Raw genomic sequence first — 16056 nt, forward strand, 5'->3', positions numbered from 1 at the left:
GGCCTAGGTCCTGGCCTGGAGCCCCGCCGGAGAACCCGGCCAGGGTGCCAGATGGCGCTGGACGAACTCGATCTCCAGCCGCAGCTGCTTGATCCGCTCCTCGACGACCAGCGAGCCGTGCCCCGCGTCATAGCGGTACACCTCGTGCGGGGCATCGCGCCGCTTGAGCCGCTCCACATAGTTGTCGATCTGCCGTATCGGGCAGCGTGGGTCGTTCACCCCCGCGGAGATGTAGACCGGGGCCCGCACCTCGTCGACGTAGGTCAGCGGGGAGGACGCCGTGAAGCGCTCCGGCACCTCCTCCGGGGTGCCCCCGAGCAGGGTGCGGTCCATCGCCTTCAGGGCCTCCATCTCGTCGTGGTAGGCCGTGACGTAGTCGGCGACCGGGACCGCGGCCAGGCCCAGCGCCCACGCCTCGGGCTGGGTGCCCAGCCCGAGCAGGGTCAGATAGCCGCCCCAGGAGCCGCCCGCCAGCACCAGCCGCTCGGGGTCGGCCAGCCCGGAGGCCACCGCCCACTCCCGGACCGCCGCGATGTCCTCCAGCTCGATCAGCCCGACCCGGTGCTTGAGGGCGTCCGTCCAGGCCCGCCCGTAACCCGTCGAACCGCGGTAGTTGACCCGGACCACGGCGAAGCCGTGGTCCACCCAGGCCGCCGGACCGGCCGCGAACGCGTCGCTGTCGTGCCAGGTGGGCCCGCCGTGGATATCGAAGACGGTGGGGAAGGGGCCCTCGCCCTCGGGCTTCTGCACCAGCGCGTGCACCGGACCGCCCGGCCCGTCCACCCATGCGTCGGTGACCGCCACGGAGGCCGGGGCCTTGAACCCCGGTGGGTCGAGCACGGTCCGCCCGCTCGTCGAGCGCACCCGCGGCGGCTGCTCGGCCGACGACCACAGGAACTCCACCGTGCCGTCCGGCCGCGCCGAGGCGGCGGAGATCGTGCCCGCGGGCGTCTCGATCCAGGTCAGCTCACCGGAGCCGAGGTCGTACCGCCACAGCTCGCTGCGCGCCTGATAGCTGTGCTCGACCAGCAGCGCCGAACCATCCGGGAACCAGTCCGCCCCGACGTCTCCCGGCAGATCGATCGACAGCGGCGTCTCCACACCGGTCAGCGGATCCCACACCACGGGCTCCCAGCGGCCGCGCCGCTGATGCCCGACGAGCAGCCGGGTGTCGCCCTCGACCGGCGCGAACCCCATCACCGAGAGCCCGAGCTCCTCGGTGCCGCCCTTGGTGTCGTCCAGCTCGGCGACGGCCGTGCCGTCCCGCCGGACGACCCGGATCGCCGAGTGCATCGCGTCACCGTGCTCGGTGTGCTCGATGGCGATCAGCGAGCCGTCGTGGGAGAGATCGCCCACCCCGGCCGACTCCCGGTGGCGGTAGATCTCCTCGGGCTCCGCTCCCGGCCGCACCACATGGATCGTGGAGCCCTCGTCGTCGGTGGAGCGGCCGATGACCGCCGTGCCGTCCCGGCCGAGCGCGAGCCCGGCCGGATAGGAGGGCTCAAGACCGGCCGCCGCGGGCTCGTCGGCCAGCACCCGGCCCGCCGCGCGGTCTCCGCCCGCCGCGCGGTCTCCGCCCGCCGCGCGGTCTCCGCCCGCCGCGGTGCCCGCCTCCGCCGCGCCCCGGTCCGCGCAGCCGTCGAACGGCTGCCGCAGCCACACCCCGAACTCATCGCCGTCGGTGTCCGAGAACCACCAGATCCACTGTCCGTCCGGGGTCAGCACCCCATCCGTCGTCCCGTTCGGCCGGTCCGTCACCTGCCGCTGGGCACCGGTGGCCCGGTCCCACGCGTACAGCTCGTACGTACCCGTGGCGTTCGAGACGAACAGCGAGCGGTCCGGAGCGTCCTCCGCCCAGTCGGGCAGGCTCACTCGCGGCGCCCGGAAGCGCTTCTCCCAGTCCGGCATGGACTCCGTGCTCTCAGTCATGCCCCCCATTCTGCGTCGCACCGCCATCTCGCGCTGGCGTCCCCCCGCGCCTGTGGATAACGTTCGCGACGGGGACGAACGGCCTGCGTACATGGAGGGGGACTGATGGGCGACATAAGCGCGACTGTTGAGACGTACTGGGCGACGGCCCAGGCCAGGGACTGGCGGGCGTTCGGCGCCACGCTCGCCGACGATGTCCGTTACGAGCTGCCGCAGACCCGCGAGCGGGTGGTCGGCCGGGACGGTGTGGTCCGCTTCAACGCCGAGTACCTGGGTGAGTGGAGCCTTGAGGTCGAGCGCGTCGTCGCCGACAGCACTCAGGCGGTCTCCTGGGTCCGGTTCACCGTGGACGAGGAGGAGACCCAGGGCATCAGCTTCTTCACCTCCGCGCCGGACGGCCGGATCCAGACCATCACCGACTTCTGGCCCACGCCGTACGAACCCCCGCTGGAGCGCGAGCAGATGGCCGAGCGCTTCTGACCGTCGTCCCCCTACTCCGTCCCCCCTCGCTCTCCTTCTCCCCGCCCTGTTCCCGCCCCTTCGCCGCCCTTCCTCATCGCCACCGGGGCGATTACCCGAGCACCACCGGCAGTTCGTCCACGCCGTACACGATGGACAGCTTCCGGAACGAGAGCTGCTCCGCCGGGACCGCCAGCCGCATGTGCGGGAAGCGCCGCACCAACGCGGGGTAGGCCGCCCGGAGTTCCATACGGGCCAGTTCGGCGCCTATGCAGCGGTGGATGCCGTGGCCGAAGGCCAGGTGGGACGAGGACTGCCGGTGCGGATCGACGCGCTCCATGTCCGGGCCCAGCTTCTCGTCGCGGTTGGCTCCGCTGAGCGAGCACAGCACGAGATCGCCTGTGGATATCTTCGTGCCCCCGATCTCCATGTCCTCGCGGGCGAAGCGTGGGAACGCCACCTGCACCACGGTGAGATAGCGCAGCAGTTCCTCCACGAACGGGTCGACCACCTCGTCCTGGTCGCGCATCGCGGCGAACTGGTCGGGCGCCTGGAGCAGGACGAGCGTGCCGAGCGCCAGCATGCTCGCGGTGGTCTCGAGACCACCGGTCAGCACCCCGTCCGCCAGGCCCGCGAGCTCCTGGTCGTCGAGATCGTCACCGTGCTCCTTCACCAGCATGCCGAGCAGTCCGTCGCCCGGAGTCTCGCGCTGCTTGCGGACGATGCCGTGCAGATACGCGAGCTGGTCGGACATCGCGCCGAAGGAGGCGTTCGCCCCGCCGAAGAGGTCGAAACGGGCCGTGCTGTGCCGCTGGAAGTCCTCCCGGTCCTCGTACGGAACGCCCAGCAACTCGCAGATGACCAGGGCCGGGATGGGGAGCGCGAACGCCTCCACCAGATCGACCGGCCCCTCCGCCGCGGCCATCGCGTCGAGGCGCTCCTCCACGATCGCGTGGATGCGAGGGGTGAGCCTGCTGAGCCGCCGCATGGTGAATTCGGGTGTCAGCAGGCGGCGCAGTCTTGTATGCACGGGTGGATCGCTGAAGCCGAGGCCGCCCGGATTCTGCTGCGCGGCGACCCCGATGTTCCGCTCCGCGAGATTGGTGAAATCGGAACTGAAGCCCTTCGCCTTCCCCAGCACGGCCTTGGTCTCGTCATATCCGGTGACAAGCCAGGCATTTATCCCAAAGGGGAGCTGAAGCTTGCTGATGGGCTCCTTCGCCCTGGTCCGGGACAGATCGGCAACGGGGTCGAGTCCCTCACGCCTCAGAGGCGCCAGGGTGGCGTCCGGGAGAAACGACATCTTGGACAGGTCGAAGCCGTTTCTGTGAAACCTCGAAAAGTACTTGCGGCCCAGCCAGGTGACGATGTTTGAGCGGAGATTCGACATGGCGCAATACTGCACTGCCTCCGCAGGGCGGCCGTCCCCAGGCGCCAAGCCCGCATCGGTGTGATACGCCACAAAGCCCTCGTCCGCCCGTTCACCCGTCGGTCCGGCGGCAGTCCGGCGGCAAGTCCGGCGGTAGTCCGGCGGCGCGGCCCTCGGCCCGGAGGGTCGCGGTGGCGGAGTCCGGAGATCCGGAGGAAAGTGGAGATACCGGGCGGGATGCCCGTGCGGTGAGGGCTGCGTGGAGCATGGCGGAGTGGGAAGCGGAGTGAGGTGAGCGGTCTTGCGGGAGAGATTCCGCGCTGTCCAGGGGGCGCCGTGCTGGGTCAGTCTCATGGCAGCGGATCTGGACCGCGCGCACGCCTTCTACGGTGATCTCTTCGGCTGGGGCTTCCGGCCCACCCGACAGGGCCACGGCCGCTACACCATCGCGTACACCGAGGGCGGCGTACCGACCGTCGGCATCGGGGCGTCGTCGCCGTCGGCCGGGATGACGCTTCCGGTCACCTGGACCACGTACTTCGCCGCGGACAGCGCGGACGAGGTGGCCCAGCGCGCCCAGGAGCGCGGGGGCACGGTCGCGGTCGGGCCGCTGGAGTTCGGCAGCGGCCGGGTGGCCTGGGCGGCCGATCCGGAGGGTGCGGTCTTCGGCATCTGGGAGGGTGATCTCACCTCCGCCTGGTGGGGCGAGCGCCGCCCCGGGGCGCCCGTCTGGCTGGAGCTGCGCACGCGTGACGCGTTCGACGCCGCGCTCTTCTACGGCCAAGTCTTCGGCTGGGACTCGCAGGAGCGGGAGCGGCTCGATGTGCGGTTCGAGCACGACCGGGTGGTGCTGCACATCGACGGCAAGGCGGTGGCGGGGCTGCGCGGCGGCGCACTGGAGGCCGCGCCCGACCCGAATGTCCGGCCTCGCTGGCATGTCTACTTCCAGGTGGTGGACGTCGATGTCGTGGCCGCCCGCACCGTGGAACTCGGGGGCAGCATGATTTCCCCGCCGGCCGACACTCCCTATGGGCGGATCGCGGCGCTACGGGATCCGGAGGGCGGAATCTTCAGCGTGGCGGCGCTCCCGCGGACCTGACCCGGTGCCCGTCCGTGGCCCGGTGTCCGTCCGTGACCCGGTGTCCATACGGGCTGGGGCATCGGATTCACGAGAGCACCCGACGGCGGAAATTCCGGAGGCCGAAGCCGAGGAAGGCCACACAGAAGCCCACCAGCACCGGATAAACAACGTAGAGCGGCATATGTGAAGCATGGGTGAGCCCCGCCCGCATGCCCTCGGTGATGTAGATCAGCGGATTGACGAGCACCAGGATCTGAAGCCAATGGAATCCGCCGAGATGGACGAGTGACAGCTTGGTCCACTGGTAGTACGTGCCCCCGAGGAACACCAGCGGCAGCACGATGAAGCCGAACATGACTCCGATGTTCTGCGGCTCGAACGAGGTGCCGAGCAGCAGCCCCAGCGATGTCATGGTGATACAGGCCAGCGGGATCAGGGTGATCACGACCCACCAGTGGACCGACAGATCGGCGCGCACCCCGGGGGCGTGCACCACCGCCGCGATCGGAAAGACGAGAATCGCCGAGATCAGCCCCTGGGCCGCTCCCGAGAGCACCCGTGCGACCGCCACCAGCCAGATCGGGCAGGGCGCCTGAACCCGGTCCTCGATTTCCCGGGTGAAGCCGAACTCCTGCGACATCTGGATCGCCACCGACTGAATCCCCTGGAACATGATCGCGATGGAGACCACCCCCGGCACCAGAACGGTCGCGAACGCGGATTCCCCGGCTTCACCGCCGCTCGATCCGATGCCCTGTCCGATGGTGGGGAAGACGTAGAGGAAGACGAAGACGAGAAGGAAGGGCTGCATCAGCGTGCGGCCCACGAATTCGCCGAAGTTCTTCATCAGAACGGTCAGATCCCGCCGGATGAGCGCGGCCAGGGCGGAACGGCCGGCCGCCGCCGCGGACCGGGCGGGACGTACGGCGATGCGGCCCTCCGGCGGACCGGGGGTGGGGCGGGGGCGACCGCTCGCCGCGGTCATTCGTCCCTCAGCTCCTTCCCGGTCAGCGAGATGAACACGGTTTCCAGTGTGGACGCGCTGACGGACAGGTCGATCAGCCGGAAGCCGCCGTTCTCCGCGGCGTTGACGATCCGGGGCAGCAGCCGGTCATTGCCCTTGACCTGGAGTTCGACCCCGCCCTTGACCGGCCGGCTCCGGACCACCTCGGCGATCTCACGGGTCAGCAGCTCGCCGAGCGCATCCGCGTCACCGCGTGCCAGAACGGTGACGACGGTGTCGGCGTCCACGCTCTGCTTGAGGGCCGCGGGGGTGTCCAGGGCGAGGATCCGGCCGTGATCGATGATGGCCACCCGGTCACAGAGCTGATCGGCTTCGTCCATGTTGTGCGTGGTCAGCAGGATCGTCTGACCGTCGGCGATCAGCCGGTCCAGAATCTCCCACAGGGCGATACGGCTCTGTGGATCGAGACCGGCGCTCGGCTCGTCGAGGAACAGCACGGCGGGGCGGTGGAAGATCGCACGGGCCACCATCAGCCGCTGCGCCATCCCGCCGGACAGTGCGTACACCGAGGACGACGCCCACTTCGAGAGCCGGAACTCCTCCAGCAGCCGGTCGGCCACCTGGCGTGACCCCTTGCCGGACATCCCGAACAGCAGCCCGTGGAAGTAGAGGTTCTCCCAGACGGTGAGCGAACGGTCCAGGGTGTTCTGCTGGGTGACGACCGCGATGACCTGCTTGGCCAGCGCGGGATGGGCGATCACATCGATATCGCCGATGTACGCCGAACCGGCCGTGGGGACAACACGGGTGGTGAGCATCCCGACCGTGGTGGTCTTGCCCGCTCCATTGGGGCCGAGTAGCCCGAAGATCTCGCCGTGGTAGACCTCCAGATCCAGCCGGTCCACGGCGGCGAAGTCCGTATGCGGATAGATCTTGGTCAGCCCGGCGGTGTGGATGACCGTCTCGGGGCGACGGGTGTTCTCGATCGTCGCCATGGTGCTCCCCATGGGCCTGAAGGGAAGAAGCGGACTCTCCGGGAGTACCCGGGCGCCGCCCGCTCACGCGCCGAGGTGGCCCGTGCGCCCGGGGCGCGGGTGCAGGGAAAGCGCGCTGGCTACGGAGCGCGGAAATCGGTCACAAACGGTCATGGTCTCGACGCCGCAGATTGCTGCCGCCTACGATCGGAAGTACGGCATCGCGTGTCGGTCACCGACCGGGTGAGACATGGAGGTGCCCGTGAGACTGCCGTACGGAGGCATTCCACCGTGTCAGTCGAGCTGAATCACACGATCATCCACGCCCGCGACAAGCGGGAATCCGCCGAATTCCTGGCGAATATCCTGGATCTTGAGGTCGGGGCCGAATGGGGCCCGTTCATCCCGGTGCAGACCAGTAACAGCGTCACCCTGGACTTCGCCACCATTCCCGCCGAGTCCATCGCCATGCAGCACTATGCGTTCCTCATCTCCGACGAGGAGTTCGACGCGGCGTTCGCGCGAATCCAGGACCGGGACATCACCTATTACGCCGATCCGCACCGGAAGCAGCCGGGTGAGATCAACCACTATCACGGCGGGCGCGGGCTGTACTTCCTGGACCCGTCCGGCCATGCGATGGAAATCCTCACCCAGCCGTACGGCAACGAGGAGTAGGAGGGAGGCCCAGTCGGTCTCCCGGTCGATCTAGGCCCTGTCCTGCCGATCTTCGCGGGCCCGCGGCGACGGGCACCGCGCCTCGCCGCGTTGTCGGGATCGTCCGAGTACACCCAGTACGAGGACGACCTTCCTGCGATCCTCCCCCAGTTACCGCTGGGAGGTGCCCCCTCACCAGACGCCGCGGGCTGATCCACGAAGATCGACAGGACAGGACCTAGCCGGTCTTCCGGTCGGCTGGATCATCGGTCCCATCGGCCGCTCGCCGCTCCCGCCATTCCCTGACGACCTCATCGATGTCGATGGGCGCCAGATTGAGTGGTGGGCCCGGCGGCGGTCGGCGGATCGCTGCGCGGATCTTGTCGTTGACCTCCGAGAGCAACTCCCGCAGCGCGCGCTCCGACGGCGCCTCGGCGGCCGCCGCGAGCGCGTCCTCCGCCTCCTTGCGCAGCATGAGCGTCGGCGGCAGGAAGGAGAGATTCTCCCGGTTCATCTTCTCCTTTACCCACCACAACTCGTCATAGGGGCGGTTGAGGTTGGGGAGGGGCTTTCCGAATCCTGGCAGATCGGTGAAGTCGCCGCGCTCCTCCGCCTCGCGGATCTGCCGGTCCGCCCATGTCTCGAAGCTGATGCCTGGTGGCTTGCGCTCGGTCATATCCGCAATTGTCCCTCGCACGCCCCGGAATGCGCTACAGCCCCTGTCGGCCCCGCCGTATGCGTACCGCGCTGAGGGCGGCGGCGAAATGGCCCGAATTCATGGGCTACATGGGCTACATGGGCTGCATGGGATCGATCGTGGCGAGCGACATCTCGGTGGACTTGATCAGGGCGGTGACACGGGTGCCCTCGGCGAGTTCGAGGTCTTGCACCGCGTCCTGGGTGATGGCGGCGGTGAGTTCCCCGCCTCCGTCGAGCGTGATGACAACGGTGGCCATGGCCGCCCCGAGCGCGAGGCCGGAGACCGTGCCCGGAAGCCGGTTGCGGATGCTCAGCCCCGAGACCTCACCGGTGGCCAACGCGACCTCGGTGGCCTTGGCCAACGCCGTCACCCGGGCCCCCGCCACGATGCCGAGTTCCTCGACGGCGCCCAGGGTCACCGCGGCCGTCACGATCTGGCCACCGGCCAGTCGGCTCTGGACCGTGGCCATGGCTTCGCCCGGGGTCACGGCGATGACGGTGGCGGGGAGTTGATTGCGGATGCTGAGGCTCATGGGTGCACCACTCCGGGAGCGGAGACGAAGGCCGGGAGAGCCTTGGGGGCGATCTCCGCTGACGTGCCCACCCTAGGCATCGCCTCCCGTATGCGACGGGAGGTGCTCGCGGCGGCGGGGTCTCGGCGTAACGTCATCGGCTCGGTCCGTGCGCGGTACGGCGAACGCGGTCCGGTTCGGTCCGTGCGCGCCGCTCCGACAGCAGCCGGAACGGCTCAGTCCGACGAGAGGTGCCGTCCAGTCCGACGGCGAGGTGCCGTTCAGTCCGACGGCGAGGTGCCGTTCAGTCCGACGGCGAGGTGCCGTTCAGTCCGACGGCCAGGCGCCGTTCAGTCCGACGGCCAGGCGCCGTGCCCGTGCGGCGTGATCCGCCGGTATCCGGCACGGGCGTTGACGATCCGCGCGAGGGCGGTCCCGGCGACGGCCGCGGCGAGCAGACAGGCGAGCCATCCGGTATCACGGCCCTGCGCCCAGGTGAGCTCCCCCGACGGCGGGATGGCGAAGGCGTTGAGAAACAGCCAGCACAGGGCCGCCGTGCCCGGGGCCGCCACAAAACGGGCGCACACCCCCAGCAGTGCGGCCAGCAAGGACAGTGCGATCAAGGCGAAGCCCGGGCGGCCGTGGCCACCGAGGAAGTTGACGACCGCCACCAGCAGCAGCGCCCCGACGAACGCGGCGACCCAGATGACCGGGGTGGCGACGGGTTCGGGGACGGGCCGTACACCGGAGCTGAGCTGCCTCCACTCGATCGTGGTCACCGTCCTCTTCATGGCTCGCCGCCTCATCGTCGCCGCCGGGCCGCACCCGTCGATCGGCCACTCTCGACAGCCAACCACTCCCGAGGCTCCGCCGCGCCCGGAACCCGTCACTCCCGCGGCCCGACCGCTCCACGGCGGCCACGGGACGTGGCGGGCCCGTGACGCGGCGGGCCGCGGCCGATTCCACGGGGCGGGAACGTCCCGGCGACCCTGGCCGACTGCCTGCCATTACCTATTCTTTACCATTCATCAGGATGGCAGAAGTGGCTGGGCGCGAAAGGCGCGGCAAGGAGGAGGATCAACTGTGGGCGCTCCGCGGATGAGCAGTACGCCGTTGCCCGGGATCGGTGTGCGCTACGACCTGACCACGCGCGAGCGGCGCCGGCTGTCGGTGATCGCGCATCGCGACGGCGGGCGCACGCTCAGCGCGTACCAGCAAGAGGACCCGGACGCCTGCGCACTGTCCACACGGCTGACGGCCGAGGAAGCGGAAGCTCTCGTCGATGCCCTGATGCCGTCCCATCACAGTCCGAACCTCCTCTCCACCACCGAACTCGGCCTGGTGGCCGAGCGGATCGAGCTGGACTCGGCCTCGTACTGGAACGGGCGGGTGCTCGGTGAGACCCGGATGCGGACCGAGACCGGCGCCTCGATCGTGGCGGTGCTGCGCCGCTCCGGCGCGATCCCGTCCCCCGCCCCCGACTTCCGGCTGGCCGGCGGGGACATCCTGATCGTGATCGGCACCCGCGAAGGCGTGGACACGGCCGCGGCGATACTCGGGCGGGAGTGAGCCGTGCACTCTTCCGCTGTCTTCCTCATCGAGTTCGGCGCGGTGATCCTGGGCCTTGGGCTGCTGGGACGGCTGGCCGGACGGCTCCAGTTCTCCCCGATTCCGCTCTATCTCCTCGCCGGTCTGGCCTTCGGCAAGGGTGGACTGCTGCCGCTCGGCGCGAGCGAGGAGTTCGTCGCCATCGGCGCCGAGATCGGCGTCATCCTGCTCCTGCTGATGCTCGGCCTCGAGTACACGGCCAGCGATCTGGTCAGCAACCTCAAGACGCAGTACCCGGCCGGACTTGTCGACGCCGCGCTCAACGCGCTGCCCGGCGCCGCCATGGCCCTGCTGCTGGGGTGGGGGCCGGTGGCCGCGGTGGTGCTGGCCGGGGTCACCTGGATCTCCTCCTCGGGTGTGATCGCCAAGGTCCTCGGGGACCTGGGTCGGCTCGGCAACCGCGAAACGCCGGTGATCTTGAGCATCCTGGTCCTCGAGGACCTGGCCATGGCCGTCTATCTGCCGATCGTCACCGCCCTGTTGGCCGGGGTGGGCCTGGCCGCGGGCAGTGCGACCCTGGCCGTCGCCCTCGGCGTCGCCGGGCTGGTGCTCTTCCTGGCCGTCCGGTACGGCCGGGTCATCTCCCGCTTCGTCTCCAGTGACGACCCCGAGAAGCTGCTGCTGGTGGTGCTGGGCCTGACCCTGCTGGTGGCCGGAATCGCCCAGCAGCTTCAGGTGTCGGCGGCCGTGGGGGCGTTCCTCGTCGGTATCGCGCTGTCCGGGGAGGTGGCCGAGGGAGCGCACAATCTGCTCAGTCCGTTGCGGGATCTGTTCGCCGCGGTGTTCTTCGTCTTCTTCGGTCTGAACACCGACCCCGCCAGCATTCCGCCGGTGCTGCTGCCCGCGCTGCTGCTGGCCGTGGTCACCGCCGGTACGAAGATCGCCACCGGTTACTGGGCGGCGCGGCGAGCCGGGATCCCGTCCCGGGGCCGCTGGCGGGCCGGTGGCACGCTGGTCGCCCGCGGCGAGTTCTCCATCGTCATCGCCGGGCTCGCCGTCACCGCCGGGATCGAACCCTCGCTCGGGCCGCTGGCCACGGCGTATGTGCTGATCATGGTTGTGCTCGGCCCGCTCACCGCCCGTGGCACCGAACCCCTCGTCTCCCGGCTGACCGCCCGCCGCGCGAAGCAGCGGGCTGAACGGGCCGAACAGGCCGAACAGGCTGAACGGGCCCAACGGGCGGAGCACGCGGAACGGACCGAAGGCGACGGCGGTGCGGCACCCGCGGCGGAGGAGCCCCAGGAGACGGCGGCGGACGAGTACGACACGCTCGGCCGCTCATGAGCGGAGGCCGGACGCCCGGCCGGAACGGAACGGAACGAAACGGAACGGGCGCCCGGCCGCGTACGATCGGCTGGTGCATCGTTCTCCCGCCGATCTGGTCCGCGCATTCCATCTGGCCTTCGGTCTCGACGCCCGGACGACGCCCACCGCGGTCTCATCCGAACTCGCCGCGCACCGCCAGGACTTGCTGGCCGAGGAGGTCGCCGAGGTCGCCGAGGCGTCTGCCGAGGGCACCCTCGCCCATCTCGCCCATGAACTGGCCGACGTGGTCTATGTCGCGTACGGCACCGCGCTTGTCCATGGGATCGATCTCGACGCGGTGATCGCCGAGATTCACCGGGCCAATATGACCAAGCTGGGCCCCGACGGGCGTCCCACTCTCCGGGCCGACGGCAAGGTCCTCAAGGGGGACCACTACCAGGCGCCGGATGTATCTGCGGTACTGCACCGGCAGGGCTGGAGAGCCGCGGACGACACGAACCGGAAGTGACGGGGGCGGGGCGATGTCCCAACTCGCGTCTGCGCACCGGTCCCGGTCTCCGGCCCGGGGGCCTCCATCTCGTCCGCTAAAAAGGGGAGTTGACACCCCGAACGCCCGCGCGACACCATCCCGCCGATGGAGATCAACGACCTGACGCCCGCGGAACGCCGCGTATGGGAAGCATTTCCGCTGGGCGAAGGCGTCGATTTCCGCGCCGATGGTGAGGACGACCCCGAGCCCGGCACGGAATGGGGACCCGAACGGACCGTACGGGCCGAGGTGTTGCGGGCTTTACTGCTCGACGGTCCGGTAAGAGAGGGTGAGATACCCGCTCTGAAAGTACTCGGCGCTCGAATCACCGGGCAGTTGGACCTCCGCTACGGAACGATCGAGCACCCGGTCCGCTTGCGGCACTGCGTTTTCGAGAACCCTCCGGCCCTGTACGGCGCCCAATTCCGGACCTTGGTATTCAAGCATTCCGTATTGCCCGGACTCACCGCCGGAGCCATTCGGGTGGACGGCGCCCTGCTGATGACCGGCTGCCGTTCCACCGGCCCGGTCCGGCTCGCGGGAGCGCATATCGGCGGAGCCGTGTTCCTCGACGGAGCCCGCCTCGAATCCCCGCTCAGCCCGGCCGAACCGGACCCTGGTGAGCCCCCGGAAGCCGTGCTGGAACTCAACCAGGCCCTCGTCGGCCATGACATCGTCGCCCGCGGCCTCGTCGCCCATGGCCTGATCCGGCTGAACGGAGCCACGGTCGACGGCGACGTGAACTTCGACGACGCCCACCTCCTGGCCCCCGGCCGCACCGCCTTGCACGCCGAGAACCTGACCGTTGGCACCGATCTGCGCGGTATGCGCATGCGGGCCCAGGGCCGCGTCAATCTGAGCGGCGCCAGGATCCCGCGCCACCTGAACTTCGCCTACGTCCGGCTCTCCCACCCCGAAGGCCAGGCCCTGCGCGCCAGCAGTGCCACCATCGGCGAGCTGTGGCTGCGCGAAGCCGCCCCGATCGAGGGCGTCCTGAATCTGCGCGGCGCCCAGCTCGACCTCCTCCACATCGCCCCGGAGGTGTGGCCCGACCGCGTCCGGATGGACGGCCTCAGCTATCGGAGCCTGACCCCGCACCTTCCCGCCGAGCAGCGCCTGCCCCTGCTCGAACACGAAGAGGGTGGCTATCTCCCGTACCTCTACGAGCAGTTGACGACCGCCTACCGCACCGCGGGCGACGACGCGGCCGCACGCACCGTCCAACTCGCCAAACTCCGCCGCCACCGCCACACCCTCCCCCGCTACGCCCGCCTCTGGGGCCACGTCCAGGACCTCACCGTCGGCTACGGCTTCCGCCCCATGCGCGCCGCCTGCTGGCTCCTGGCCCTCCTCCTCACCGGCGCCCTCACCTTCGCCCTCCACCATCCCCGCCCGCTGAAGCCCGACGAGGCCCCCGACTTCAACGCCCTCTTCTACACCGTCGATCTCCTCCTCCCGATCATCGGCTTCGGCCAGGAGCAGGCCTTCGCCCCCCAGGGCTGGTACCAGTGGCTCTCCTACACCCTGATCGTCACCGGCTGGATCCTGGCCACCACCATCGCCGCGGGCATCAGCCGCTCCCTGAGCCGCCAATAGCCGCCACCTGGCCGCCCCTGCCGGCTTGCGCCCTGTCGTGTGTTCGCCCACCGCTTTATGATCATTACTCTGCGTACGAGGGTGCGTGAGGGGGCGTGCATGGCAGCTGGTGGATCCGCGTCGCGGCGAGCGCAGGAGGCACGACGGCAGGAGCGGCTGCTCAGGGAGCAGTGGCAGGCGGCCCGACGGCAGGCACGCAGATGGGAAGCCGCCAGTGAGGGCGAACGCCGGGTCGCCGCACAGCTGTTAGTGCTGACCGAGCGCGGCTGGCGGCTGCTGGTGGACCGCCGATGGCCGGGAACGCGCGCCGCCAATGTGGACATGCTGCTCATCGGCCCCGGCGGCGTGTTCGTCATCGACGTCAAGAACTGGCGCTCGGCCCCACAGGCGTTGGACGGACGGCTCGTCGCCGACGGTGCGTCCCGCGACGAGCACGCCACCCGGCTCCTGGCCGTGACGAAGGTGGCCGAATCGGCGGTGGCGTCGCTCGGGATGTCCCCGGTCGCCGTCCAGCCCCTCATGGTCTTCGCGGGGCATCGTCTGCACGCCGAGCTGGGCAGGATCCGGCTGTTGGGGGAGCGCGAGGTCGGCCCGGCCCTGCTCTCCGAACGCCGCCGGGTGCCCGCCCCGACCGTGAACGCCATCGCCAACCATCTGGAGCAGGTCTTCCCCGAGTACGAGACATCGTCCATACCCCAGGGGGCGTCGGAACCGATCGGCCCCCGGGCGGATTCAGCGGACGGCCTGTTCGACCTCGAAGGACTGCGCGAGGCGGCTCTCGATGAAGCGCTGCGGGCCCCGATCGAACAGTGGATGACCTTCCTCCACCCCGATCAGGTCGCCCTGGTGCGCCGAAACTGGTCCGGCCCCGCACGCATCAGCGGCCCGGCCGGCACCGGCAAGACGGTCGTCGGACTGCACCGCGCGGCCCATCTCGTCCGGCGCACCAACGGCCGCGTCCTGTACGTCACCTTCGCCAACAACCTCCCCCGGGTGCAGGCGACCTTCCTCAAGTCCATGTCCCCCGCCGTCGCCGACCGGGTCGACTTTCGCAGCCTGCACTCCTGGGCGCGGGAGTTCCTCCGCGACTGCGGCGTCGAGGCCCGGCTGAACGGCGACAAGGCCGAGACCGCCTTCAGCCTCGCCTGGAAGCATGTCGGCCGCGACAGTTGCCTCGCCGAGATCGACCCGACGCCGACGTACTGGCGGGAGGAGATCGCCCATGTCATCAAGGGCCGTGGCATCACCTCCTTCGACGAGTACGCCACGGTGCCCCGCCTACGCCGCCGTACCAGCCTGCGACGGAACCACCGGCAAGCCGTATGGGCCCTGTTCGAGGCATACGAGGCGCTCCGCGCCGAACGCGGTGTGCACGACTTCAACGACGTCCTCTCCCTCGCCCTGACGGAAGCGCGCCGCCGCACCGGGCAGCACCGCCACACCGCCGTGATCGTGGACGAGGTCCAGGACCTCACCCTCGTCGGCGTCCGGCTGCTGCACAGCCTCGTCGGCGACGCCCCCAACGGGCTGCTCCTGGTCGGCGACGGTCAACAAGCCGTCTACCCGGGCGGTTTCCGCATGTCCGACGCCGGTATCGACATCCGTGGCGACCGGGCGCAGGTCCTGCGGACCAACTACCGCAACAGCAAGGAGATCCTCGACGCGGCACTCGCCGTCGTCGAGCAGGACACCTTCGAGGACATCGACGGTCTGCCCACCTCAGGCCGCCGCGACGTCGACCTCACCTACCACGACGGACAGGTGATCCACGTCTCCCGGCCCACCCGGGCCGAGCACGATCAAGCGCTCCTCGACGCACTCGGCGACCTCCCGCCCGGAGCCCGCGCCGACTCCGCGGTCCTGTGCCCTTCCACCCGTGCCATCGGCCAGTACCAACGCCTCCTCGAACGCGCCGGTATCCCGGCCCGCCTCCTGGAGCACTACGACGGCCGCCCCGTCGACGCCGTCAAACTCGGCAGCTACCGCCGCGCCAAGGGCCTGGAGTTCAAACGCGTCTTCCTCCCCGACCACCGCGCCACCCTCTCCACCACCGCCCCGAAGACCCTCGAGACCGAACGCGAGCGGAACGAGCTCTCCCGCAGCCAGCTCTTCGTGGCCATGACGCGCGCCCGCGACGTCCTCTGGCTGGGCAGCATCCACCGCCCGCCCCAAGCTTGATCCAAACAGGTTGGCCCCCTGTTGGGCCCCACGCACGCAAAGGGCCTATCCGCGAGAAGCGGATAGGCCCTTTGACCTGTGTTCCTTCAGTCGGGGTGGCGGGATTTGAACCCACGACCTCTTCGTCCCGAACGAAGCGCGCTGCCAAGCTGCGCTACACCCCGAAGCAACGAGCTCTACTTTAGCGGACCGCTGGCCAGAGACGAAATCCGGTTTCGGGGCTCTCGCAGGTGGG

15 protein-coding genes and 1 tRNA gene are annotated in these 16056 nt (G+C 69.7%); 8 read left to right on the forward strand and 8 right to left on the reverse strand.

Features of this window, described 5'->3' with window-relative positions:
• Positions 1–3 precede the first annotated feature (3 nt).
• Positions 4–1929 carry a S9 family peptidase gene (locus AC4BEG_RS17990; RefSeq protein WP_490706871.1) on the reverse strand — a complete coding sequence of 642 codons (1926 nt, stop codon included), beginning with the start codon at positions 1927–1929 and terminating at the stop codon, positions 4–6.
• A gap of 105 nt (positions 1930–2034) precedes the next feature.
• Here AC4BEG_RS17990 and AC4BEG_RS17995 point away from each other — a divergent pair, with 105 nt between their 5' ends.
• Positions 2035–2409, forward strand: a complete 375-nt coding sequence (locus tag AC4BEG_RS17995) for a nuclear transport factor 2 family protein (protein ID WP_490706872.1) — start codon at positions 2035–2037, stop codon at positions 2407–2409.
• Between the two features lie 91 nt (positions 2410–2500).
• Here AC4BEG_RS17995 and AC4BEG_RS18000 read toward each other — a convergent pair whose 3' ends face one another.
• Positions 2501–3778, reverse strand: coding sequence for a cytochrome P450 (locus tag AC4BEG_RS18000; RefSeq protein WP_490706873.1), 1278 nt, complete (start codon positions 3776–3778; stop codon positions 2501–2503).
• A gap of 331 nt (positions 3779–4109) precedes the next feature.
• On the opposite strand from AC4BEG_RS18000, the gene AC4BEG_RS18005 reads away from it, so the two are divergent.
• The gene (locus AC4BEG_RS18005) at positions 4110–4856 is read left to right on the forward strand and encodes a VOC family protein (protein WP_490706874.1); all 747 of its coding nucleotides are present in this window, start codon (positions 4110–4112) and stop codon (positions 4854–4856) included.
• Between the two features lie 67 nt (positions 4857–4923).
• Here the strand turns inward: AC4BEG_RS18005 and AC4BEG_RS18010 are convergent, their stop codons facing one another.
• On the reverse strand, positions 4924–5823 hold the full coding sequence (locus AC4BEG_RS18010; RefSeq protein WP_490706875.1) for an ABC transporter permease: 900 nt from the start codon (positions 5821–5823) through the stop codon (positions 4924–4926).
• A complete protein-coding gene (locus AC4BEG_RS18015) occupies positions 5820–6797 on the reverse strand; it encodes an ATP-binding cassette domain-containing protein (RefSeq protein WP_490706876.1) in 978 nt (325 codons plus the stop codon). The genes AC4BEG_RS18010 and AC4BEG_RS18015 overlap by 4 nt, the downstream gene beginning before the upstream one ends.
• 270 nt (positions 6798–7067) lie before the next feature.
• Here AC4BEG_RS18015 and AC4BEG_RS18020 point away from each other — a divergent pair, with 270 nt between their 5' ends.
• Positions 7068–7454, forward strand: coding sequence for a VOC family protein (locus AC4BEG_RS18020; RefSeq protein WP_490706877.1), 387 nt, complete (start codon positions 7068–7070; stop codon positions 7452–7454).
• Positions 7455–7671: 217 nt separating this feature from the next.
• Here AC4BEG_RS18020 and AC4BEG_RS18025 read toward each other — a convergent pair whose 3' ends face one another.
• From AC4BEG_RS18025 to AC4BEG_RS18035, 3 genes are all read right to left on the reverse strand, one after another.
• Positions 7672–8109: a DnaJ family domain-containing protein gene (locus tag AC4BEG_RS18025; protein WP_490706878.1), complete on the reverse strand. Its 438-nt coding sequence runs from the start codon at positions 8107–8109 to the stop codon at positions 7672–7674.
• 115 nt (positions 8110–8224) lie between these two features.
• Entirely contained in the window at positions 8225–8665 is a 441-nt protein-coding gene (locus AC4BEG_RS18030) for a TOBE domain-containing protein (protein ID WP_490706879.1), read from the reverse strand.
• Positions 8666–8994: 329 nt separating this feature from the next.
• Positions 8995–9435, reverse strand: a complete 441-nt coding sequence (locus AC4BEG_RS18035) for a hypothetical protein (RefSeq protein ID WP_490706880.1) — start codon at positions 9433–9435, stop codon at positions 8995–8997.
• 307 nt (positions 9436–9742) lie between these two features.
• Between AC4BEG_RS18035 and AC4BEG_RS18040 the strand changes: the two genes are divergently transcribed.
• The 5 genes from AC4BEG_RS18040 to AC4BEG_RS18060 all read left to right on the forward strand — a co-directional run bounded on the left by AC4BEG_RS18040 (position 9743) and on the right by AC4BEG_RS18060 (position 15821).
• Positions 9743–10213 (forward strand): cation:proton antiporter regulatory subunit, encoded by a 471-nt coding sequence (locus AC4BEG_RS18040; RefSeq protein WP_490707114.1) that lies wholly within the window; start codon positions 9743–9745, stop codon positions 10211–10213.
• Positions 10214–10216: 3 nt separating this feature from the next.
• A complete protein-coding gene (locus tag AC4BEG_RS18045) occupies positions 10217–11536 on the forward strand; it encodes a cation:proton antiporter (RefSeq protein ID WP_490706881.1) in 1320 nt (439 codons plus the stop codon).
• A gap of 73 nt (positions 11537–11609) precedes the next feature.
• Complete coding sequence (locus AC4BEG_RS18050; protein WP_490706882.1) at positions 11610–12026, forward strand: pyrophosphohydrolase domain-containing protein; 417 nt, start codon at positions 11610–11612, stop codon at positions 12024–12026.
• 126 nt (positions 12027–12152) lie between these two features.
• On the forward strand, positions 12153–13643 hold the full coding sequence (locus AC4BEG_RS18055) for a membrane-associated oxidoreductase (RefSeq protein ID WP_490706883.1): 1491 nt from the start codon (positions 12153–12155) through the stop codon (positions 13641–13643).
• Positions 13644–13742: 99 nt separating this feature from the next.
• Complete coding sequence (locus AC4BEG_RS18060; RefSeq protein ID WP_490706884.1) at positions 13743–15821, forward strand: nuclease-related domain-containing DEAD/DEAH box helicase; 2079 nt, start codon at positions 13743–13745, stop codon at positions 15819–15821.
• 90 nt (positions 15822–15911) lie between these two features.
• Here AC4BEG_RS18060 and AC4BEG_RS18065 read toward each other — a convergent pair.
• A tRNA-Pro gene (locus tag AC4BEG_RS18065) sits at positions 15912–15985 on the reverse strand.
• Between the last annotated feature and the right edge of the window lie 71 nt (positions 15986–16056).

It is taken from the genome of Streptomyces sp. JLBJ103 (genome assembly GCF_058215575.1).